The sequence below is a fragment of the Ancylobacter sp. FA202 genome, from assembly GCF_000380205.1.
GTDB lineage: Bacteria > Pseudomonadota > Alphaproteobacteria > Rhizobiales > Xanthobacteraceae > Ancylobacter.
Genome location: NZ_KB904820.1, coordinates 93,095 through 115,154, shown reverse-complemented (window position 1 = coordinate 115,154; position 22,060 = coordinate 93,095). Strand labels below are relative to the sequence as shown.

Below are 22,060 nucleotides of genomic sequence, written 5' to 3'. Positions count from 1 at the left end.
CATGTTCGACGCTGATACCCTCGCAATCAGCGCCGGCGGCTTCTCCCTCTCGCTCACCGTCAAGGGGATCGAACGCCATTGGGACGCCCTGTCCCATTTCCCGGATCGCCGCGCCCGCATGGAGCTTGGCGCCCTCGGTGAGCGCGTCAACGCCTTCGCCGCCCATGTCGTCGCGATCGTAGCGCGGGGGGGCATTCTGGACGCCGGCGCCGAGATCGAGCGTTTCACAGTCCGCCATGTGTCGCTGACGCGGCGCGCTTGGGCGATGGAATCGCGGTGCATGTCGTGGTTCGTCGTCGGGCCGGCCCGGTTCCCGGTGGATCGGAACCGCAAGCGGCAGGCATCGGCAGACAACGCCTTTCGCGTCGTGAGCGAGCACGCCAAGGCCGCCCGCGCCGCCGTCGAGCGTACCGCCTTCCCTCATGGCGCCCCAGGCGAGCCGATCCGCGCCAGCAACCCGGATGCGCCGGCACTGATCCGCGCCGAGATCGAGAAGCGCCAGGCCGCGCACGCCATGATGAAAGCCGCCAACGCTGCTATTCGTTCGGCGAAGGGCAAAGACGTGGACGCCAAAGTGCAAGCCGTGGTCGACGCCACGGGCTGGCGCGAGGCGAAGGCGCGGCGCTGCGTTGTGCCGCCTCAAGAATGGATGGGCGCCGGCTTTCCCGCCTATCAGCTTTCGGGCGAGCTGGCCGAGATCAAGCGGCTTGCGACACGGCTGGCGACGATCGAGGCGAACCGCGAGCGCGGGACGGTCGAGCAGGAACACAACACCACAGCCGGGCGCCTGCGCGTGGTCGAGAATGGCGACGCGGCGCGCATTCAGATGTTTTTCGACGGCAAGCCCGAGGCCGCGACGCGCGACCTGATGAAGCGCGAGGGCTTCCGTTGGGCGCCGTCCGAGGGGGCTTGGCAGCGCCACCTCAACAATGCGGGGCGCTATTCCGCATCGCGCGTGGTGTCGGCTCTCCAAGGGGAGCGCAGCGCATGACCTGCCGCCCCGGCTTCAACACCTTCGCCGGCCGCGTCGCTCTGGCGCGGCAATCGGTCCTTTCCGGCGCGTCGGCAGACGCTTTCGATGTCTGCTTCAAAATGTTCGACGGCGAGATGGTCGCCGCCGCCCTTATGCGCGCGGCTGAAAAAGACGCCGCGCTCGCGGACGCCATGCCCAAATATTTCGACATTGAACTGCTGCAAGAGATCCACGCCCGCCACGCATCGACCGACCTTGAGGCCGCCGCCGCCGCGATCCGCAGGAAAGAGGCCGCACAGAGCCGGGCGAGGGCGAAGAGGTGGGAGCTTGAGGGTGACGGGCAGGCGGCGCTGTTCTAGCGCCCTGCAAGGCGAAGACGCCCCCGACGATCACAGCGCCGGGGGCAGCGCTTTCCCAATCCGATGGCCCGACGAGCGGCCGGCCGGTCACGCGCCCAGGCGGATCGACCGCCCGCGCGCGCGGCGAGAGTGGGGCTCCGCCACCCCCTCGCCTCTCCCCCCCCTCGATGCCCCGCCGGCATCCCCGAACCGCGGCGCGCGCCAGGGCGCGCAAGATCCTTCGAGAAGAACGCGGGGCCAGGAGGCTCTGCCCCCTCTGCCCCAGCAAGGGCGATGACGCCACCCCCCAGCATTCGGCCGCAAGCGGCCTGCCATGCCGGCGCGTAACCGCGCCGCCCTCCGGGTGGGTGGTTCCCCCCGTCATCATCCCCCTTGCCCCCCAACTCCCCCGCTGCTCCGCGCGAACTCGGGAAGCAGGACGCGACCTGCTTCGCCTAAGAACTGTATAGCTAAGGGCGAAACCTTGACGACGGTCCTACCGTAACGCTCGACTTACCCCGTGATCCTGATCGAATGGAGATTTGATATGTTCTCTCTCAACCGCGCTGAAATCATCGGAAACCTTGGCGCCAATCCCGAAATCCGTACCTTCCAGAATGGTGGCCGTGTTGCCACCTTCCGCGTGGCGACCAACAATTCTTATAAGGACCGGGAGGGCAATTGGAAGGAAGTCACGCAGTGGCACACGGTCGTCGTGTTCGATGATCACCTCGTCAAGCGGATCGAAAAGCGCCTTCAGTCGGGAACCAAGGTTCATGTCTCCGGCGCCATGGAAACCCGCGAATATGACAAGGATGGCCAGACCCACAAGGTGACGGAAATCGTGCTGCGCCCCTTCGGCAATGGCGACGTCATCCTGCTCGATGCGTGGATCGCCGGCGACTGAACAGGTAAAGTCCGGGTAGTGAGATCGCTCCCACCCGGTTTTCCTTGCCCGCAATGGGATGGAGAGACCCATGGAACCCCATCGTGCCCGCACCTTTCCCGCGCCAGTCGAGTATGGAGCGGATGCCCGTCACCCGCCGGCCCGGCCGCTCTGGTTGCGCATCCTCCTATGGCCGTTGCGCCTCTTGGGCTCGATGGCGCGGAGCATGGTCCTCTTTGTCCTCGTGACCGGCCTGCCCTTCGTCGTTCTCATGCGCAAGCTGTCGCTGGTCTGGATCGTCCTCGCCGTGGCGGGTTTCGCTTCCGGGGTGCCGGCGCTTCACGCCACGCTCATGCTGGTTGCCGGCGCACTTTCGTGGCTGTTCATGGATGCCTGGAACTGGGCTCTTTATCGCCTGCTGCCCGAAGACGACGTTCTGATCGCGCCCTACCACTGATTTCGCGCAGCGGGCGGCTTCCGCCGCCCGCTCTCGGAGCCGCCATAAGCGCGGCCCCGCCCGCATGAATCGCTACGGCTCCTCACGCTTGAACTCAATGCCAATTGACTTGTCAGTGCAGCAGCAGTCGCCCCTTAGGATGCAGGGTGAGATGCCTTTGGCGGCGACCGGGTCGCTGAACCCGGCACGTCATCGTCCCAGTCGGTGATCAGGCGCTTGGCTGGCGGCAGGGTGTGGGCACCTTTATGATCGCTCATCCGGTCTTACGACAGCAACATGATGATCGCGCGTTCCTCGAAAGCGCGAAAACCGTGACATCGCCCGACCCGGCGGTTCGAGCTCGACGCTGCTGAACCGATCCGCCGGGCTGGGCCGCCAATGGTCAGCTGGGCTGACCACCGGCGTCAGTTCAGAACTTCATCCCGAACTGTACCGTGAAGGCATTCTGCGACGCGCCGCTGGCGAGCTGGCCGGTGTAGGACGCGCCGAGAGACGCCGTGTCGGACAGGGCATAGGTGAGCCCCGCCTCCAGCAGCAGCGCGTCTTCCGCAATCGGCACGCCCGTGACCGAGAACGGCGTCGCGCCGCCGAGGAACTGCATGGTCGAAACCTCAGACGTGTCGCCAAAGGCGTGCTGCCAGCCGAGCGTGGCGTGCGGCGTCAGCGTCTTGCCGCCGAGCTGGACCGTCGTCGCCGCGCGCAGGCCGAGCGTCGAATAGACCGTGTCCATGCCGCCGGTGGAGACGGCAAGCGCTGCCGCGCCGCCGGTTTCCGCGAAGGAGGCGCCAGAGACGTTGACATAGGCCAGCCCCACGAAGGGCTCGAAGGCCACGGCGCCGAGCTCCATGTCATAGCCCAGCTCGCCGAACACCTGGGTGGTGCCGGTGGTGAAGTCGCCCTCGGTGGCGTCGAAGAAGCCGGGGAAGACGACGCTGCGCGACATCGACACGTCGTGCCACGTATAGGCCGCGCCGCCGCGCAGGGCGATGTTGGCGAACTGCGCACCGGCGTAGAGGCCGATGTCGACATTATCCATCGAGCCGGAGGAGGAACGGCCGGTCACGTCGAAATCCGACTGGCTGTAGCCGGCGAACAGACCGGCGCGGGCATTCTCCGCCACCGCGACGTCGGCACCCATCAGGAAGCCGCCGATCGAGTTGGAAATGGTGGCGGCATTGCCGTTGGAGAAGGTGTCGCCCCAGCCGCCATAGCCTTCGAGCCACAGGGTGGGGGTATAGCCTTCGGCGAGCTGGGCTTTCACCGGGCCGGGGCCATAGGCCAGCGGCGAGACGCCCGGCGCGGTGAGCGCCTGCATCAGCCGCGACCCCACCGCGTCACGCAGATAGACCGACTGCTGCTGGATCACGCTGCCGACCGAGGCATAGGCCTCGCCGGAGAGGGCGTTGAAGGCCCCCGGGGCGGAGGTGGCGGTCTGCTGCAGCAGCGCGTCGTACACCGCATTGCCGGCGCCCAGCGCCTGCGCCGCCGTGGCGGTGGTGAACTGGTTCTTCGTCAGCGCGTAATCGGCGAAGTTCGCCCCCGTGTAATGCAGCAAGAGGTAGATATTGTTGTCGTCGGACTCGAGCGCGGCGTCGAGGAAGATGTAATTGTCGGTCACGCTGCCGAAATTGCCGGTGACGCCTCCCGCGGCGGTGAGGATGGCGTATTTCGTGTCCACCTCATAGCGGCCGGGCACGGCGACGACCTCGACCTTGGCCTCGTCGCTAATGGTCGCGGCGCCGCTGGCGATGATGAGATCGTGCTCGCCGGACGGGGTCACGTCCACCTGATAGGTGGCGCCCTTCTCGAAGGACACGGTCGTTGCGTTGAGGGTGCCGGGCGAATTGCCGGGAGCCGCCGTGCCGCCCTCATGGATGGTGAGGGCACTGACCGTGCCGTTGCCGGCGATGACGCCGCCATAGGCATCCACGCGGGAGGCGCCGGCGAACTGGTCGCCTGTCAGGCGCAGCGTCGTCCCGTCCTGCACTGACACGGAGCCGAGGATGGTGCCGGACCCAGTATAGCTGAAGTTGCCGCCGCCTTGGAAGGTGATGTTCGAACCGGCCGCGGTGGTGATGCTGTTGGCGATGGTCACCGTGTTCGACCGGTTGAAGACCAGCATGCTCGTCGCGTCGAGGCTGATGTCCCCCGCCACCGAGCCGGTCGTGCCCCCGGCACCGATATAGAGGTAAGCCCCGTTAACTTCGGTCGTCCCGGTATAGGTGTTGTCGCCGCTCAGCGTGAATTCGCCACCGCCGATCACCACCACCCTGCCCGTGCCCTCGATGACTCCCGCGAAGGAGGATGTCGAGTTCACGTCCGCCGAGAGCGTCTTGTCGCCGAGCACGACCTTGCTCGTGGCCTCGGTGCTGGCGAGATTCCTGATCCTGGCGCCTTTGGACTCCGATATGTCGAGCGTCGCCTTGCCGAGGGTGACGCTGGAGGCATCCGCGACGCTTCCCGCGCCGCTCAGCGCCAGCGTGCCGGCGGAGACGGTGACAGCGCCGGCATAGCCTTTGTTGCCGGCTGTCAGCGTCAGCGTGCCGGCGCCGGCCTTGGCAAGCGCTCCGGAGCCGTCGAGGGAGGACATAAGGGTCAACGTCTTGCCATCCACAACGGAGAGCGTGCCGCCATTGGCGCTCACCGTAGTCTCATGCGTGAAGTCGATGTTCTCGGTCGCGAGCAGCGTGCCGCCGGACAGCGTCACCCCAGCGACCGAGCCGCCGAGATTAACGTCTTCGCTGATCGAGAGCGTGCCCTGGTAGATCGTCCAGGGGAGGGCGCTCTCAACGAGCTCACCGGTCAGCGTCCAGGTGGAGGTGCCGGTCTTGGAAAGCGCACCGAAGCCGTTCGCATAACCACCGAGCGTATCCCCGTCGATGGTCTTGTCGTTCGTGCCGCCGAGCGCGAGGACATCGGTTTGGCTGGAATGCGTGACGCTGCCGATGAGGATCGGCAGATTGCCATTCTCATCCGCGCGCAGCTCGAGCGTATTGACGCCATTGCCGAAGCTGATCGCCGCGGCACGGGTGACGCCGTCCCCGCCGAGGCCGCCCTGCACCGTGGCCGTGCCTTCGAGCACCACCAAGATACCGCTGCCGCCAATGCCGGTCCCACCTACGCCATCCGCAACGGGGTAAGTCCCGACGCCGCCGGCACCGCCGGACACCGTGACCCCGCTGGCCACCGTAATGGTGGAGTTGATCGCGCCGATGCCGGTGGCACCGTCTCCGGCTGTGCCGCCACCGCCAGAGGCAGCCCCGCCTGCGCCGCCGGTGACATTGGCATTGACGTTGACGATGCTCTTCCCGCTATCGCTTGAAGAGGAGGGATTACCGGCGTAAATCCCGTACCCGCCATATCCCCCTTTCGGCGCCGCGCCGCTGCTGGAACCGCCCGCGCCGCCCGTCACCGTATTGTTGATATTAGCAGTGATGCCGTCGCTCGCCTTATCGGCCGTGATGATCAGGCCGATGCCGCCAGTGCCGCCAGTGGCGCTGTCGGTCCCCACGCCGCCGGCGCCGCCGGTCACGGTTCCGTTCGAATTCAGTGTGGTCAGGCCTGTCGAGTTCGCCACGACCAAGCCCGCGCCGCCAGAACCTGCCTGCGCTGACGAATGGGTGGCCCCGCCGCCGACGCCGCCGGTGGCGGAGGCAGCCTGTGCGACATTGATGGTCGCACCGCCAAGCGTATCGAGAACCAAAAGGCCGCCGCCGGCCGTTCCGCCTGTGCCGGATGAGGTCCCGCCGATGCCGCCAGCGCCGCCATTGCCGCCGACAAAAGTGCCGTCCAGAGAGGCGCTAGACGTATCCACGTAGACCACGGCACCATAGCCGCCGCCGCCGCCGCCGCCGCCATAGGAAGTTGCACTTCCGCCCGCCCCGCCCGCTCCGCCGGTATAGGTTCCTGCGACGAAGGCGGAAGAAAAGGCCGCGTAGCCGTGGGCGCCGCCGCCGCCACCGCCGCCGCCGTCGCCGCCATTGCCCCCCGCCGCGCCACTGGCGCCGAATGATGAGCCGCCGGCACCACCGACGGCCGGCGACGAGTTCGGCGACGCGCCGCCGGACCCGCCGGGCAGACCGCTGCCGCCGCCGCCGCCGCCATAGGAAGGCGCACCTGCAGGAGTGCCAGTCCCGTCTTGTCCGGCTGTGCCCTGGCCCGAATAGCTCGGCGCACCGCCCGCGCCCCCGCCCGAGCCCGCGCCCCCGCCCGCGCCACCCGTCCCGGGCTCGACAAAGACCTGTGCCTGCGCAGATCCAGCGACCATCACGGCGGCAGAGGCCAGCAGGAGGCGCCGCAGCCCGCGCGAGGAAAGCTTGGGCAAGGGGAGAAGCATGCGGTCCGCCTGAGTTACAAATTGTTACAAATAAAGCGGTAATATGGTGGCTCTGGCGGCGTCAAGGTGGGCCGCTCATTTTCGCCATATTTGCGGATCGAACGCGATCGTTTTGCAACGAGTACCCCAGGGGAAAGGTTTACCTGTGGTTTAATCGACCTAGGTCCGTACCCGCTTACATTGATTCAAGCTGCTTTGGCGCCGGCCCATCCGTTGATGTGCGCCTGCCTCAAATCGGCTACTAGATCGCGCCCAAGCGGGACATCGCTATCTGGGCGGCGCGGGTCCATTGCAGCATGGCGGTAGATGCGGCAGGCGATCCGCCACTTTTCCCGGCCAGCCGTATCCAACCATCGGCCATCATCGCCTCTATCTCCGGTCCCAGCGGAGCCGCCTGCGGCCAGGGCCGGCCGGCGGTCTCTTCCCAAAGGGCCATGACCGCCGCCGGCACAGAGAGCGCCGCCAGAAGCGACGGTGACGGCGCATCGAGCTCGATCGCCGCCGCCATCATTCGCTGGTATCCCGTCTCAGCCCAATCCCGTGCTTCCTCAATCGACGCGAAGCCGCCGGCGCGTGAGGCCCCCTCGCAGACGCGATAGCCCGTCTCCTTGAGCGTCCTTGTAATGGCGACGGCCCCCCACGGAACCAGCGCCAGCAGAACCACCGTCTCGCCGGAAACCAGGTCCGTGGTGTGCGGGCTCTGAATGCGCCAGACCAGCGGTTTCACCCGAGCGGCCCGGGCCGCCATGTCATCCATGCGTCAACGTTCGCCAGATCAGCTGTTCGAGCGGTGTCGGCGCGTCCCCTGCCAGACGGGCGGCCCGCTCCTGCGCGGCAGCGGCGCGCCTCAGCTTCTCCTTGACCGTGCCAAATCCCAAAACGCTGACGGCCAGAAGCTCGTGCTCGGTCTCGCGCTCCTCCCTCTCGATAAGGCGCTCTTTGATCAGGTGGTCAACGGTCGATGCGGGCACCGGCCACTTAAAGCTGTCGTCGGTTCGGGCCGATGCCCCCTTGCCCCGAATGAGCTTCGCGTTGTTCTGCACCATGTACAGAAGGACGCGGTATTGCGACGTCGTGAGGCGCACGGATGCGGCCGGCGGCGTCATGTCGAGAACACGTCTTCCCTTCTCGGTCAGCTGGTCCGTGCGCTGGTCCAGCCAGCCCTTGCGCCGGCAACTGCGAACAGCGCAGTTCCAATAGCCGACCGTGGAGCGCGAGGTGGGGCGGCCATGATCCAGCGGCCGGCCTTCCGAGGCGTTGATGAGGATCTTGCGTTGCGTCGGCGTGATGCGTGCGGCCATTGTCACTTTCCTCCCTTCGGAGCAAAGCGATTGGCTTCGGTGCGCGCCACCATGTCCGGGCGCCGGAAATAGATGGCACGCCCGCAGCGCAGCGGCCGCTGACCGGCCTTGATGATGATCTGATCGTCGCGTCGCATGTCCTGCAGGATTTCATGCGGCAGGATCAGCGCGCGGCGCTGATAGTTGACGCTCTCGGTCGCGCGGGCGGAGCTGGCGAGAAGCCCCGCCTGCCGCGAACTCGATCCGACCTCGATCGTCATCTCGCCGCACAGGTCGGAAAGGCGCTTTGCGGTCTCGTGCGTTCCGACAGCGGCATAGGAGGTGAGCGCCGCGCTCTCGAACCATGCTTGCGCGCCGGCGCGGCCGAAATGCCCCTCTATCTGTCCGACCGACTGATAGAACAGCATCAGGCTGATGCCGTATTTGCGGCCACGGTCGCGCGCCTCTTCCAGCAGCTTCATGTAGCCGAGTAGCGAGGCTTCATCGACCAGGAACAGCACGCGGCGGCCGGAGCGCCCATCCGCCTGAATCATCGCATTGAGCAGGGCGCCGATGATGACCCGGCCGATCCCCGGATAGCTCTTCAGCGTGTCCATGCGCAGATTGAGAAACAGGTCAATCTTGCCACGCGCCAGGTCGGCGGTCGTGAAGGTATCGCCACATACGAGGGAAGCGTAATTGCCGAGAGAGAGCCATTGCGTGTCCTTCGAGGCCGTCGAATAGACGCCCGAGAAGGTCTGTTCGGTCATGTTTGTGAAGACGCCCAGCGACTCCCGAACGAAATCCGGCTCGGCTTCATCCTCGACGATTTCACGCAGGAGAGCGATGAACGACGGCTCCGGCCGGCTCACCAACTGGCGCAGGCTTCGCAGCGTTTTCTCGCCCTCGAAATTCGGCGAGAGCAGGATATAGGCGAGGATGCCGGTGAGCAGATTGTGCGCCTGGTTCTGGAAATAGCTGCCGGTCGAGCTTTCAATTTTCCCACTCTCCGCGAGCAGCATGTGCGCGACCGCCGCGATGTCCTCTTCCTTGCGAGACGACGTCTCGATCCAGTCGAGAACATTGAACCCGACGGTCGGATCGGTTGGGTCCAGGACGAACACGCGGCGACCCGGGTTCATGTCGCGACGCGCCTTCACGAGCATGGGCGCAATCTCGGTCGACGGGTCGAAACAGACGATCGGTTCGCGATAGGTCAGGCCGGTCGGGATGACGTTCGCCGTTGTCTTGAAGCCGCCCGATCCGGCGAAGAACAGCAGGTGGCCGGAGTCGTTGCCATAGCGGAAGCAGAGCAAAGGCTCCTTGCCGCCCTTGCCCCAGCTGGCGCGGTCGCCGGCCTCGAAATCAATCTCCGCGACCACATCCTTGTCGGCGCGATACGCCTCTCCGAGGACAATCTCGCCATCGGTCGGAAAGAGCTTTTGCGCCTTGCCAAGATCCATCCAGTCGGCATCACCGATCATGCCGCCCTTCACGCGCCTGACCCTATCGGGCACATGCGTGGAGAGCCGGGCGCCGAAGCCGGCGAGCCCGAAGGCGACGACACTGCCGCCGATCACAAAAGCGCTGATGTAGCCGCTCAGCTCGTTGAAGCTCATGCCCTGTTCGGCATAGGGCGCGAGGCGCGCATATTCGCGCCAGGCATAGGCAAGCCCGACGCCGACGACGAGCAGTAGGTTGATGAGCGCGAGCGGCATCCGCTTGTGGCGCGGCAGGAGCGCCACGACCGCGAGGCCGAACAGCGGCGGCAGTATGAAGTTCACCAGCGGCGAGGACCGCATGAACCAATAGTGCGGCTGCCCGGTGAGATCGGCGGCGAGAGCGGGCCACATCGTGTCCGTCACGAAGATGCAGAGTGCGAGCACCGACGCAGGTAGGAGCGCCCACGCAAGCGTGGGGTCTTTCCAGTTGATGTTGTGCATGTCGTTCCTCGAAAACCCGCCCGGCGAGGCCGGCGCCGCGTCATCCATTGCGCAGCGCCGGCCTGCCTCGATCAGCTCAGGCGCGGTGATTGCGTCGCGGACGGTTCGTCCGCATCAGTGGCCGGCGCCGCGTCCCCGAAGGCCGCACCGCCCAGGGCGCGCAGTTCGCGCCAACGTGGATCGTCCTGCTTCAGTCGTGCCGCGCTCACAAGGGCGCCGAGAATGAAAGCGCGATCCGCGCCGCGAAGTCCGGCCTTCACGACCAGGCCGCCGAGCGCGATTTTCTCGCGCACATCCTTGCGGCGTTCATCGAGCATGAGGCTTCTCCTCTTCCACCTCAGTTCAAGGATCGCGCGGTCATTGAGGCCCAGCGGCGTCAACGGCCTTTGCCGGCGACGGTGCTTCAATCCCTGAATTCGCAGGCGCCAGCCGAGGGCGAAATCGCGCGGCTACCTCGGCGAAGGCGGCCTTCAACTCCTCGTCGGTCTGTTCAAACTCACCCAGCCCCGCCGCCAGCGCGAGCCGGCCGAGGCGTTCCGCCTGCTTGGCCTGGAGTTCCCTGCGCTTGCGGTGCAGCTCCTGAATCTGAGCATCAATATCGACAATGCTGGTCATTCTACTGGCGGAACGAACGCGGCTCATAAGCGTGACTTCCCTTTCACTTATCGAAGGCAATGGGACGACCGTAAATGACCAAATGCCGGTCTCCAAAGCATTGACGGACCTATACAGGTTGCAGACCGATTATTTTTTCAGGGGCGCCTTTCGGGCGCCATCGCCGGCACAGGTGCCGGCTCTTGGAGCGGAGTGGGCTTGCCCACGAAGACTACAAGCGCAATATGTGTCGCGTTGCGACGTTGCGGCCGTGGTGCTAGGGTGCGTCATGGCGATCGGGTACGCACGGTTCACGTTCGTAGGTAGTCGAAGCGGCGGAAGCGCCGTTGCGGCCGCTGCGTATCGTCATCGTGCGGCCATGACGGACAGGCGCCTGAATAAGCCGGTGTCCTTCACGCATAAGGCCCGCGACCTCGATCATGAAGAGATCAGCCTGCCGCCCGATGCGCCAGAATGGATGCAGGCGCTTGTCGAGGGCCGCTCGATCGCGAAGGCGAGCGAGGAGTTATGGAATGCGGCCCAGGGCGCTGAGGTGCGCGCCGACGCTCAACTCGCCCGAGATCTTTTGCTGGCGCTTCCGGTGGAACTGTCGCTCGACCAGAACATCGCCTTGGTACGCGAGTTTGTCGAAACGCATCTGACGTCCAAGGGCATGGTCGCGGATTGGGTGATCCATGGCGCCAGGGACAATCCGCATGTGCATCTGATGCATACGCTCCGGCCTCTGGCCCCTGAAGGGTTCGGCCCGAAGGTCAGCCCGGTTCTTGGCGAGGACGGCAAGCCGTTGCGCGTAGCGACGACGGCCCGACCCGAGGGGCAGATCGTCTATCAGCCGTTCGTCGGAGAGCGTTCGGTCGACCGGGCGTGGAAACTCGGATGGGCCGAGGCGGCAAACCGCCATCTGGCGCTTGCCGGCCACGACATCCAGATCGACATGCGCTCCTATGTGGAACGCGGGCTCGACATCAAGCCGCAGCGCCATCTTGGTACGACCTTGGCGGCCATGGTGCGCGAGGGCAAGGCGACGCATTTTGCGCCGGCGCGCGAGGCCGAACGTCAACAGACCGCCGACCGACTGGCGGCCGATCCGTCCCAGCTGATCACGCTGATAAGTGACCAGCAGTCGACGTTCACAGAGCAGGACATCGCCCGCGCGCTGCATCGCCATGTCGACGACATCGCAGTGTTCCAGAACATCAAGGCCGCCGTTCTGCAAAGCCCCGAGCTGTGCCTGTTGCGTCCCGCCGTGCCGGCGGACAGTGCGAGCGGGCGCAAGGCCGCGCCTGCCATCTACACCACACGCGAGATGATGAAGGTTGAGCACGGCATGGCGGAAGCCGCCGACCGGCTCGCCGCTATTCGCCGCTTCGGCGTCAGCGAGAAGGTGGTGATGAAGGCCGTTCGCGCCGTCGAGACGAAAGACGCTTCGCGCCCGTTCCGCTTTGACGAGGAACAGGTCGAGGCGGTGCGTCACGTCACCGTCAACAGCGCCATTGCCGCTGTCGTCGGCTATGCCGGCGCGGGTAAATCGACCTTGCTGGAAGCGGCCCGGGTGGCATGGACAGACGAGGGGCGCCGCGTGTTCGGCGCGGCCCTATCCGGTAAGGCTGCGGAGGGTCTTCAGGAAAGCGCGGGCATCGCCTCGCGCACACTCGCGTCGTGGGAGCTGGCGTGGAAGAACGGCAACGCGCGGCTCCAGAAAGGCGACGTCTTCGTGATCGACGAGGCCGGCATGGTGTCGTCGCGCCAGCTCGCGCCCTTCGTCACCGCCGTGGAAGAGGCCGGCGCGAAGCTGGTGCTTGTGGGCGATGCGCAGCAGCTGCAGCCCATTCAGGCCGGCGCGGCGTTTCGCGCCATCATCGACCGTGTCGGGGCCAAGCACCTTGTCGGCGTGCGCCGTCAGCGTGAGGGCTGGATGCAGGAGGCGTCGCGCAACTTCGCGAGCGGCAATGCCGGCAAGTTCGGCCAGGCGCTCGCCGCCTATAACGAGCACGGCGCCGTCCGGCAGGCGGACACTCAGGACACGGCGCGGGCGGCGCTGGTGGCGGACTGGACGCTACGCCGCAACGACGTGAAGGCGCAGAAGGAAGCGAAGGGCGAGGCGCTACGCGGCGACGAACTGATCGTTCTGGCGCACACCAATGCCAATGTGCGCGCGCTCAATGACAGCCTGCGCGGCGTGCTTCAGCGGGCCGGTGAACTGTCGCAGGCGCGGACCTTCACCACGCAGGCCGGCGCGCGCGAGTTCGCCGCCGGCGACCGTATGTTGTTCCTGGAGAACGCGACGTTCATTGAGCCGACCGCACCGCAGCTTGAGCGCCAGAGCGTCAAGAACGGCATGCTCGGCACCGTCATTGCGACCACGGATGACGCGGGAAATCCGTGCCTGACGGTCCGCCTCGATGCCGGTCGCGAGGTGACGTTCACGACCGACATCTATCGCAACATCGACCATGGCTATGCGACCACGATTCACAAATCGCAGGGCGCGACCGTCGATCATGCCTTCGTGCTCGCGTCCTCGATGATGGACCAGCATCTGACCTATGTGGCGATGAGCCGTCATCGGCATAGCGTCACGATGTACGCGGCTCAGGACGAGTTCTCCAACCCGCGCGCCGGCCGTCTGGTCGCGCACGGGCCGGCGCTCTATGAGCACGAGCCGTCGAACAAGTTGAGCTACTTCGTGACGCTGGAGAACGACAAGGGCCTGCGCAACACGGTGTGGGGCGTCGATCTTGAGCGCGCCTTGCAGGCGAGCGGTGCCGAGCCCGGCACGAAGATCGAGCTTCAGCATCTGGGCTCCCAGCCCGTCACCCTGCCCGATGGCACGCTGACCCATCGCAATGAATGGCAGGTTCGCGATGCGGCGAGCGTGACCTTCGACCAGATCGAAAAGCAGCTCTCGCGGTCCGGCGCCAAGACGACGACGCTCGATTTTGAGAATGAGCCGCTGTACCGCGATCACGCGAACGCCTTCCTGGAGCGCCGCGGTTTCGAGGTGTTGCGCGACATCGGGCCGGCACTCGCGGCCGTTGTCGAGAAGCAGGCGGCGCGGCTTGCCCAGCATCGCGAGAGGCTGGCGGATTTGTGGAGCCGGGCCGAGCACGCTTTCCGGCGGATCGGGATTGGCCGCGCGGCCGAGACGGCCCCGGCGGTCGCGGCCGACATTCCCAAGATCGCCGCCGAGGACAGGATCGGGCCGGAGCGCCCCGCTCTCATCGCCAGCGTGAAGGAGCACGCCGAGCCGCTGATAGAGGCGGCCCGGGCGCGCTTCCTGCAGAGTGCCGAGGCAAGAAACAATGACGCCGAGCTGACCGCCCGGCTGGCGCAGATCTACCGCAATCCCGAGGGCGCCCGGCAGGCGATCACGGGTGCGGCGCTGCGCCTGCAGGGCGACACGGCCCGGCTGTCCGAACAGGTCGTTCAGCGCCCGCAGAGCTTCGGCGGACTGCGGGGATCGAGCCGTCTCATTGACGGCCGCGCCGCCCGCTCGCAGCGTGAGGAAGCCATGCTTGCGGTCCCCGAGGTGGCGACGCTCGCGCGCATGCAGGCCATTGCCTGGCGCAACACCGAGGCCCGCCATGTCGCGGCGGAAGAGCGCCGGCGCGAGGCGATGGCGATCGCCATTCCGGCACTGTCACAGAGGGCCGGCCAGCAGCTCGACACGCTGCACACGCTGCGCCAGCAGGGCGGCGAAGATGCGTGGCGCAAGGGCGTGGACATGCTGCGCCAGGATGCCGGCCTCATGTCGGAGATCCGCGCCGTGAACAACGCGCTTAATGCCCGGTACGGATTTGCCGCGTTCACAGACGAGGCTGACGAGCTGGCCGCGCGCACGATCGAAGATCGCACGCCGGCCGACGCACGAAAGGCGCTTGCCGAAGAAGCGCCTCGCCTGTCTGAGGTTCGGGCGGTATCGGCCGCGCTGTACTATGGCGAGAAGCGCGAGCAGGCTCTGGTGGCGAAGGTCGACCAGGTGCCGTCGGCGCCGGCCGTCATCGCCGCTCCGGCCGAGAAGCCCGCTCCCATGTTTGCGGCCGTCACCAGCTTCAGCGAGGGCGTCGAACAGGTCGCCACGCGGCGCGCCTTGGCGCGGCCGCATGTCGAAAAGGATCTTGCCGAACTCGCGGCCGAGGCCCGTAAGGTCTGGGCCGATCCGGCCCGCGCCGTCGCGACGATCCGCGCGCGTATCGAGGCGGGAACAGGTTCGCGTCTTCGCGACGAAATCACCCAGGCCCCGGAAGCCTTCGGCGAGCTTCGTGGCTCGGCACGCATGCTGGACCGCTTCAGCGCCGCCGGCGCCGAGCGCAAAGCCGCGCTCGATGCGCTCGCCCATGTCGGCGCCGTCGCTTTTGCTCTGCAGAGCAATCTCGCGAACTATCGCGCCCAGGAGGTCAAGGCCGAGACCGAGAACCGTTCCCGCATGGCGATCGAGGTGCCGGGCTTCACGCCGGCCGCACAGAGCGCCATCGAGCAGGTCCGGGGCGCGACAAACTCCAAGGCACGCCAGCAGGTCGTTGCCGGCATGAGCCTTGAGGTTCGGGCCGAGATTGCCCAGGTGGATAAGGCGCTACGCGCCCGGTTCGGCAACTACACCGGCGCCAACGATCACGAACTGGCGCACCGCATCCCCACCGAGCAGCGGGGGCGCCTCACAGCTAGCAGGCCGGCGATGTCTGCCACAAACGCGACGATCACCGCCGGCCATAACCTTCAGCATGAGCAGGAGCGGCTGCAGCGTGGTCAGACACGCGGCATCACGCCGAGCATGTGACGCACGCCATAGAGAAAGGTTCGAGATGATCGCGCAGTCCTACAGCATCGCCCCGACGCTGATGGCGGCGGAAAAACTGCCGGACCTTTCCGAGGGCGCGATCCAGCAGCGCGCGCGAGAAGCGCCGAGGGTACAGGGCGCGCGGGTCGCCGCTGAAGGTCTCAGCGAACTTGCCTACCGGGACAGGACGGCAATCCAGGCGACGCTGGACAGCATCAGGGCGGCCGATAACCCCGCTGCCACGGCGCGCGAGCGCGCCAGGTCCATCGAGGCCGATCCCGAAGCTATCGGCGCCCTGCCCGGACGCGCCGGCACCTTCTGGCGCAAGGAAGATAACGAGCGGCGCGAAGCCAAAGGCGCCGTCGTCGACCTTGCAATCGCCGTCGAAAAATACGGCGATGCCCTCGCCTATGAGCGGCGCGAAATCCAGCGCGCGCACCGTGACGAACAAATCCGGCTCGCAACCGCCATTCCGGCGCCGTCGCGCGAACTGGCGGTCGTGCTCACCCAGCCGGTCGGCAAGGCCCTCGAGGTCCTGCAGAAGGATCAAACACTCGCTGACGAGCTGGTGAAGATTGTCGACGCCGGCCGCCGGCGCCTCAGCGCGGACGATCTTCGCGAGCCCGGGCGCGTGCCCGATACCTACCGGCATGCGGCCATGCTGCGCGACATGCACCAACAGCATGTCCGCCAGCAGACGCGCGGCCGAGAGATAGGGCCTGCTCTCACGCGGTAGGGCGGCTATTCGGCCGGGGGCATCCTGGTGTCGTTGTTGGGCGGCAATTTCCCGGTAGCGTCGCCTGGCGCGCAAGACGCCGGCGTTGATGGACGCTTCGCCGCCTCTTTGGAAATCGCGCGATAGCCGCGCTTTCGCTTGCTGCGCAGTAGCCCTAGAAACAGCTGGACGGCGTCTTCCTCTCGTTCGAACGACTGGTACTTCGCCTGCCCGCGCGCGCCGATACGGCCCCAGCGGCGGGTGAGACAGACCTCCCCGAATAACGTTGGTTCGATCGACAGCATGTAATAGCGGGCCATGTTCCGGGCCCAGTCCTGCCGTTCGACATAGAGCTGGTAGGGCTGCGCGATCATGGGGCAAGAGTCGCGCGCGCGTCATGTCGCGTCCAACCAGAGTTTTGAATCGGTTGAGCCTGACCGATTCATTCCGGTGAAGTCCTGGGCCGCGCGGGGGAAGCCAAGCTTTGTCCGCGCGGCATTAATGTTCCGCTCTGTCACCGTCCGGCCCGATGAGCCAGGACGGGATGTCTCGCATCCCATGCAGCACGCGCCACACCTCGATATGATCGGGATGTTCGACGTAGAACACGAGATAGGGATAACGCTTCAGCCGGAGGCTGCGGAGGTCGGCCATCTGGAGCTCATAGGCATAGCGCGGTGAGCCCGAGGCGGGATGTTCAGCGATCAGTCGATAGGTGGCCTGGAGATCGTCAACAAACCCGAGGGCAACAGAGCCATTCGCATCGCGCAGATAGTGGCCGAGGGCCTCGTCCACGTCCCGTTCCGCCCGCTGCCGCGGGATGACAGGCTTCGGGCTCACCGACGCGTTGAACCGGCGATCCGGGCCCGCAAGCTGTCGAAGTACCGGTCGTCGGCTGGCGTCGAAGCGGGTGAGGAAGCACCCTCCAGCATCAGGCCACGCAGCCGCGCACGGTCCTGATCGCGGCGGATCAGCTCGCGCACATACTCGCTACTCGTCGCGTAGCCGCGCTCCGAAACCTGCTGGTCGACGAAACTTTTAAGGCCTTCGGGCAGTGAAATGTTCATCGTGCTCATGCATGGAGAATAAAAGCTTGGCAAAATTTGGCAAGGTTGGATTTCGCCGGAATCCGCGTCTCCGGCTCATATGGTCGCGTTCTACCATCGCCGGCGTGGCGGACAGGAGCCGCTGGCGCGCCCTCCGTTATTGAGGATCTGATGTTCTCCTGCCGCCTTTGTCGGAACTGGCTTCGCCAAATCACAAGGCGCTGCGGATATGCCTGTAGCTGACTTGGGGCCGGTGGCAGACTGTCCGCTATTGGGTGCTTCAAGCGAGAAGCGGACATATCGCAGATGAATGTCGAGGGCAGAAATTGACCGATTCCGTTGAAAAAGTCGGTCTGTGAGGCGTGCTGGCACGAAGCTGGATTTTGCCGGCGGACGTCTTCTCCGATTAAGCCGGGCTGATCTGCGGTCCGCTCGGGAGGGGCTTGGCGAGCTTACGAAGGTTCTGGGCGGTTACGGCAAGGTGGAACTCGTCGCGGGCGCCGTTGGGGCCTCGCAGGCGCAGGCGGTCGAGCTTCAGAATGCCTTTGAGATGCGCGAACAGCATTTCGACCTTCTTCCGCTGCCGCCGCGACGTGACATAGGCATCGGTGTCCGCGATGGCCCGCGCCATGTCGCGAGCGCCTTCATGGATTGAACGGGGTATTTTCCGGGCCGGTGTGGTCGGGCAGCAGCGAAGCTTCAGGGCACAGGTATCGCAGTCCAGCTTGCTGGCGCGATATCGCATCATGCCATCCTCATCCACCAGGGGCTTGGGTGTGCGATAGGTCTTCTGGCGCTGCCGCAAGAGCTTGGCGGCCGGACAGACATAGGCATCCGCCTCGCGGTCATAGGTGAAGTCGGCTCGGCTGAGCTTTTCAACATGTACCGCGAGGTGCCCTCGATCACCGACAAGGCGGCCTGGGCACTGAAGCACACGCAAAGCCTCGACGACCCCGCCTTCGCCACCGGCACGCTGGCGAGCGACCAGCAGTTCCTGCGCGATCTCGTGGCGTTCTATGTCGTGTTCGAGGGCATGTGGTTCTACACCGGCTTCGCGCAGATACTCTCGCTCGGCCGGCGCAACAAGATGGTCGGCATTGCCGAGCAGTACCAGTACATCCTGCGCGACGAGAGGCTGCACCTCAATTTCGGCATCGACGTCATCAACCAGATCAAGGTGGAGAACCCGCATCTATGGACGCCCGTTTTCCAGAACGAGGTCCGGGGAATGCTGAGGGACGCCGCCGAACTGGAAGCCGCCTATGGCCGGGACACGATGCCGCGCGGTTTTCTCGGGTTGAACGCAGCGTCGTGCGAGCAATACATGCACTTCATCGCCAACCGCCGCTGCGCGCAGCTCGGGCTCGCGCCCGTCTTCGCCGAGGCGGAGAACCCGTTCCCATGGATCAGCGAGGCGATGGACCTGAAGAAGGAGAAGAACTTCTTCGAGACCCGCGTGATCGAATACCAGAATGGCGGCGCGCTGGCCTGGGATTGAACATGGAATGATGCCGGCGCATTCGCCCGCGCCGGCATCACAAGGTCAGGGCGCCAGTGCGACCGGCCGGTGCGCCTCGTCGACCGCCACCATCACGAACGCGCCGGTGCCGCAGGAGTGGCGCTCGCCGGTGCCGAGGTCCTCCGCCCAGAGCTCCGTCTCGACGGTCATCGAGCTGCGCCCTTCGCGTGCCAGCCGCGCCTCCACCTCGATGATCGCGCCGGGCCTGATCTCGCGTGCGAATTCGACCGCCGGAGCCGCAGCCATGACCACGGCGCGGCGCGAGTGCCGCGTTGCCACCACAAATGCCGCCTTGGCCATGAAGGCGAGCGCGCTGCCGCCATAGAGGCTGCCATAATGGCTGGTCTCGCCCGGCATGACGAGATCGGCCATGCGCAGCACACCCGGTTCCTCCGGCGTATGGGCCGGCGGCGGCGGCATGGCGGCGGGCATCTCGACCGCCACCATGTTGAACACCCCCACCGTGCAACGTCGCCGCGCGGCGGCGAGCGGTGCTTCGGCCACCATCTCGACCTCGACACCGACCGAACGGCGGCCGACGCGGATGACCCGTCCGGTCAGTTCGACGATGTCGCCAAGCTGTGCGGGTGCCGCGAAGTCGATCCGCTCGCAGGACGCCGTGACGAAGTCGGCTCGTGCGTGCCGGGCCGCCGCGATGAAGGCGACCCGGTCCATGAGGGCGAGACCGGCACCCCCGAAGAGGGTGCCGTGATGGTTGGTGGCGCCGGGAAAGACGATGTCGATCAGGCGCGTCGTCCCCGCAGCCGCGGTCCCGCTCATTCGGCGGCCCTCGCCAGACCGGCGCGCAGCCGCCGCGCCGCCGCCACCATGTTGATGAGCGCCGGACGCACCTCGTCCCATTTGCGGGTCTTCAAGCCGCAATCGGGATTGACCCATATCTGCTCCGGCGCCAGCCGCTGCTTCGCGTGCTCCAGCAGTTCCACCATTTCCTCGATCGGAGGCACGCGCGGCGAGTGGATGTCGTAGACGCCCGGCCCGATCTCGTTGGGGTAGCGGTAGTCGACGAAGGCATCGAGCAGCTCCATCTTCGAGCGCGAGGTCTCGATGGAGATCACGTCGGCATCCATGGCCGCGATGGCGGCGATGATGTCGTTGAACTCCGAATAGCACATATGGGTGTGGATCTGCGTCTCGTCCCGCACGCCCGAGGCGCAGAGGCGGAAGCTCTCCACCGCCCAGTCGAGATAGGCGTCCCACTCGGCGCGGCGCAGCGGCAGGCCCTCGCGGATCGCCGCCTCGTCGATCTGGATCATCGCCGCGCCAGCGGCTTCGAGATCCTGCACCTCGTCGCGTATGGCGAGGGCGATCTGCCGGCAGGCGAGGCTGCGGGGCACGTCGTCGCGCACGAAGGACCAGTTGAGGATGGTCACCGGGCCGGTCAGCATGCCCTTCATCGGCCAGCCGGTGCAGCCCTGCGCAAAGCGCCACCAGTCGACCGTCATCGGCGCGGGCCGCGAGACATCGCCGAACAGGATGGGCGGGCGGACATAGCGCGAACCATAGCTCTGCACCCAGCCATGCTTGGTGAAGGCGAAGCCGGAGAGCTGCTCGCCAAAATACTGCACCATGTCGTTGCGCTCGAACTCACCATGCACGAGCACATCGAGCCCGATCTCCTCCTGCCAGCGAATGGTGCGGGCGGTCTCCTCCTTAAGGAAGGCCTGATACGCGGCGTCGCTCAGTTCGCCCTTGCCGTGGGCGGCGCGGGCCTTGCGCACGTCGGGCGTCTGCGGGAAGGAGCCGATGGTCGTTGTGGGGTAGGGCGGCAGGCCGAGACGGGCACGCTGCCGTTCGGCGCGGTGGGCGAACGGGCTGGCACGGCGCGCATCCGCCGGTGTGACCGCCGAAAGGCGGGCGGCGACGGCGGCATCGTGCACCTTGGCGGACGTTGCGCGGGCCTCGGCGGCCCTGGCCGAAGCGGCGAGCTTGCCGAGCACCACCTCGCGCCCGCCGGCAAGGGCGGTACCCAGCGTGACGAGTTCGTCCATCTTCTGCACGGCGAAGGCGAGCCAGCTCTTCACGTCAGGATCAAGGCCGGTCTCCTGTTCGAGGTCGATCGGCACATGCAGCAACGAGCAGGACGGGGCAATCTCGACATGGTCGGTGCCGCGCCTGCGCACGAAGGGTTCGAGCGTGTCGAGCAGGCCAGGCAGATTGGTGCGCCAGACATTGCGCCCGTCAATGACGCCGAGCGACAGCACGAGCCCCGCCCGCGCCCTGTCCGCCACCTCGCGCAGTTGCCCGGCGCCTCGCACCAGATCGAGATGCAGCCCGGCGATCGGCAGGGAAAGCGCGGTGTCGAGATTGTCGCCCAGCCGGCCGAAATAGCTGGTCAGCATGATCTTCAGCCGGGGCAGTGCATGGGCAAAGAAGCCATATGCCTCGCGCAGCGCGACGCGGGCGGCGTCATTGAGGTCTGTGACGAGGCAGGGCTCGTCGATCTGCACCCAGTCCGCTCCCGAGGCGGAGAGCCGGCGCAGCACCTCGACATAGACCGGGAGCAGCTCGCCGAGCAGGCTGAGCGGGTCGAGTCCCTCGTCCTTCGCCTTGCCGAGCTTGAGGAAGCTGACCGGGCCAAGCAGCACCGGCCGCGTCTCATAGCCCAGCGCCTTGGCCTCGCGGTACTCGTCCATCGGCTTGGTGGAGGTGAGCGAGAAGCGCTGCCCCGGAGAGAATTCCGGCACCATGTAGTGATAATTGGTGTCGAACCATTTGGTCATCTCAAGCGCCGGAACGCCGCTGCCATGCGGGTGCGCGTGGCCATGCGCGCACGTCGTCTCCGCGCTCTGACTGCCGCGCGCCATGGCGAAATAGGTGTCGAGCGGCACCGGCCCGCCGGTCCAGCCATAGGCGGGCGGGATCGCCCCCACCATCACCGCCGTGTCGAGCACATGGTCGTAGAGCGAGAAATCGTTGGAGGGGATGTTGGTGACGCCCAGCGCCTTCTGCCGGGCCCAGTTGGCGGCTCGCAGCCGCGCGGCGGTTTCGAGCAGCGCGGCGGAATCGCTCTTGCCGGCCCAGTAGGTCTCAAGCGCGCTCTTGAGTTCGCGGCGCGGGCCGATGCGCGGCGTGCCCAGGGTGGAAACCGGCACCGTGCCGGCGGAATAAGGGAAGTTCATTCGGCTAACCCCAATCAGGATTGGGGGCAAAGGCC

Annotated in this window: 17 protein-coding genes and 2 pseudogenes; 7 read left to right on the top strand and 12 right to left on the bottom strand. The window is 66.3% G+C overall.

Going from position 1 to position 22,060, the window contains the following annotated elements; genetic code table 11:
• Position 1: 1 nt before the first annotated feature.
• The 4 genes from A3M1_RS0124830 to A3M1_RS0124815 all read left to right on the top strand — a co-directional run bounded on the left by A3M1_RS0124830 (position 2) and on the right by A3M1_RS0124815 (position 2,654).
• Positions 2–991, top strand: coding sequence for a hypothetical protein (locus A3M1_RS0124830; RefSeq protein ID WP_018391695.1), 990 nt, complete (start codon positions 2–4; stop codon positions 989–991).
• The gene (locus tag A3M1_RS0124825; protein WP_018391694.1) at positions 988–1,332 is read left to right on the top strand and encodes a hypothetical protein; all 345 of its coding nucleotides are present in this window, start codon (positions 988–990) and stop codon (positions 1,330–1,332) included. Before A3M1_RS0124830 ends, A3M1_RS0124825 begins: the two co-directional genes overlap by 4 nt.
• A gap of 526 nt (positions 1,333–1,858) precedes the next feature.
• Positions 1,859–2,218, top strand: coding sequence for a single-stranded DNA-binding protein (locus A3M1_RS25500; protein WP_018391693.1), 360 nt, complete (start codon positions 1,859–1,861; stop codon positions 2,216–2,218).
• Positions 2,219–2,423: 205 nt separating this feature from the next.
• Complete coding sequence (locus A3M1_RS0124815) at positions 2,424–2,654, top strand: hypothetical protein (protein WP_018391692.1); 231 nt, start codon at positions 2,424–2,426, stop codon at positions 2,652–2,654.
• A 409-nt stretch (positions 2,655–3,063) separates the two neighbouring features.
• Here A3M1_RS0124815 and A3M1_RS0124810 read toward each other — a convergent pair whose 3' ends face one another.
• The 6 genes from A3M1_RS0124810 to A3M1_RS25490 all read right to left on the bottom strand — a co-directional run bounded on the left by A3M1_RS0124810 (position 3,064) and on the right by A3M1_RS25490 (position 10,828).
• Positions 3,064–6,990: an autotransporter domain-containing protein gene (locus A3M1_RS0124810; RefSeq protein WP_018391691.1), complete on the bottom strand. Its 3,927-nt coding sequence runs from the start codon at positions 6,988–6,990 to the stop codon at positions 3,064–3,066.
• A 241-nt stretch (positions 6,991–7,231) separates the two neighbouring features.
• Positions 7,232–7,747, bottom strand: coding sequence for a hypothetical protein (locus A3M1_RS0124805; RefSeq protein ID WP_018391690.1), 516 nt, complete (start codon positions 7,745–7,747; stop codon positions 7,232–7,234).
• Positions 7,740–8,291 (bottom strand): hypothetical protein, encoded by a 552-nt coding sequence (locus A3M1_RS0124800; protein ID WP_018391689.1) that lies wholly within the window; start codon positions 8,289–8,291, stop codon positions 7,740–7,742. Before A3M1_RS0124800 ends, A3M1_RS0124805 begins: the two co-directional genes overlap by 8 nt.
• A gap of 2 nt (positions 8,292–8,293) precedes the next feature.
• The gene (traG, locus tag A3M1_RS0124795; protein WP_026221516.1) at positions 8,294–10,213 is read right to left on the bottom strand and encodes a Ti-type conjugative transfer system protein TraG; all 1,920 of its coding nucleotides are present in this window, start codon (positions 10,211–10,213) and stop codon (positions 8,294–8,296) included.
• 71 nt (positions 10,214–10,284) lie between these two features.
• Positions 10,285–10,530 (bottom strand): conjugal transfer protein TraD, encoded by a 246-nt coding sequence (locus A3M1_RS25495; RefSeq protein ID WP_018391687.1) that lies wholly within the window; start codon positions 10,528–10,530, stop codon positions 10,285–10,287.
• A 40-nt stretch (positions 10,531–10,570) separates the two neighbouring features.
• The gene (locus A3M1_RS25490; protein ID WP_018391686.1) at positions 10,571–10,828 is read right to left on the bottom strand and encodes a TraC family protein; all 258 of its coding nucleotides are present in this window, start codon (positions 10,826–10,828) and stop codon (positions 10,571–10,573) included.
• A gap of 268 nt (positions 10,829–11,096) precedes the next feature.
• Between A3M1_RS25490 and traA the strand changes: the two genes are divergently transcribed.
• Positions 11,097–15,605 carry a Ti-type conjugative transfer relaxase TraA gene (gene traA / locus A3M1_RS0124780; protein WP_026221515.1) on the top strand — a complete coding sequence of 1,503 codons (4,509 nt, stop codon included), beginning with the start codon at positions 11,097–11,099 and terminating at the stop codon, positions 15,603–15,605.
• A gap of 25 nt (positions 15,606–15,630) precedes the next feature.
• Entirely contained in the window at positions 15,631–16,341 is a 711-nt protein-coding gene (locus tag A3M1_RS0124775; RefSeq protein WP_018391684.1) for a BID domain-containing protein, read from the top strand.
• Positions 16,342–16,346: 5 nt separating this feature from the next.
• Here the strand turns inward: A3M1_RS0124775 and A3M1_RS25485 are convergent, their stop codons facing one another.
• The 4 genes and pseudogenes from A3M1_RS25485 to A3M1_RS25480 form a co-directional block, all read right to left on the bottom strand.
• Entirely contained in the window at positions 16,347–16,694 is a 348-nt protein-coding gene (locus A3M1_RS25485) for a WGR domain-containing protein (protein ID WP_018391683.1), read from the bottom strand.
• A gap of 124 nt (positions 16,695–16,818) precedes the next feature.
• A complete protein-coding gene (locus tag A3M1_RS0124765) occupies positions 16,819–17,160 on the bottom strand; it encodes a type II toxin-antitoxin system RelE/ParE family toxin (protein WP_039784643.1) in 342 nt (113 codons plus the stop codon).
• Positions 17,157–17,387 carry a hypothetical protein gene (locus A3M1_RS0124760; protein ID WP_018391681.1) on the bottom strand — a complete coding sequence of 77 codons (231 nt, stop codon included), beginning with the start codon at positions 17,385–17,387 and terminating at the stop codon, positions 17,157–17,159. The genes A3M1_RS0124765 and A3M1_RS0124760 overlap by 4 nt, the downstream gene beginning before the upstream one ends.
• 385 nt (positions 17,388–17,772) lie before the next feature.
• Positions 17,773–18,234, bottom strand: a pseudogene (locus A3M1_RS25480) (transposase); the annotation flags it as partial.
• Between A3M1_RS25480 and A3M1_RS25475 the strand changes: the two are divergent.
• Positions 18,235–18,864, top strand: a pseudogene (locus tag A3M1_RS25475) (ribonucleotide-diphosphate reductase subunit beta); the annotation flags it as partial.
• Positions 18,865–18,909: 45 nt separating this feature from the next.
• On the opposite strand, the gene A3M1_RS0124745 reads toward A3M1_RS25475, so the two are convergent.
• Positions 18,910–19,665 carry an acyl-CoA thioesterase gene (locus tag A3M1_RS0124745; RefSeq protein ID WP_018391678.1) on the bottom strand — a complete coding sequence of 252 codons (756 nt, stop codon included), beginning with the start codon at positions 19,663–19,665 and terminating at the stop codon, positions 18,910–18,912.
• Positions 19,662–22,025, bottom strand: a complete 2,364-nt coding sequence (metE, locus tag A3M1_RS0124740) for a 5-methyltetrahydropteroyltriglutamate--homocysteine S-methyltransferase (RefSeq protein WP_018391677.1) — start codon at positions 22,023–22,025, stop codon at positions 19,662–19,664. The genes A3M1_RS0124745 and metE overlap by 4 nt, the downstream gene beginning before the upstream one ends.
• Positions 22,026–22,060: the final 35 nt, after the last annotated feature.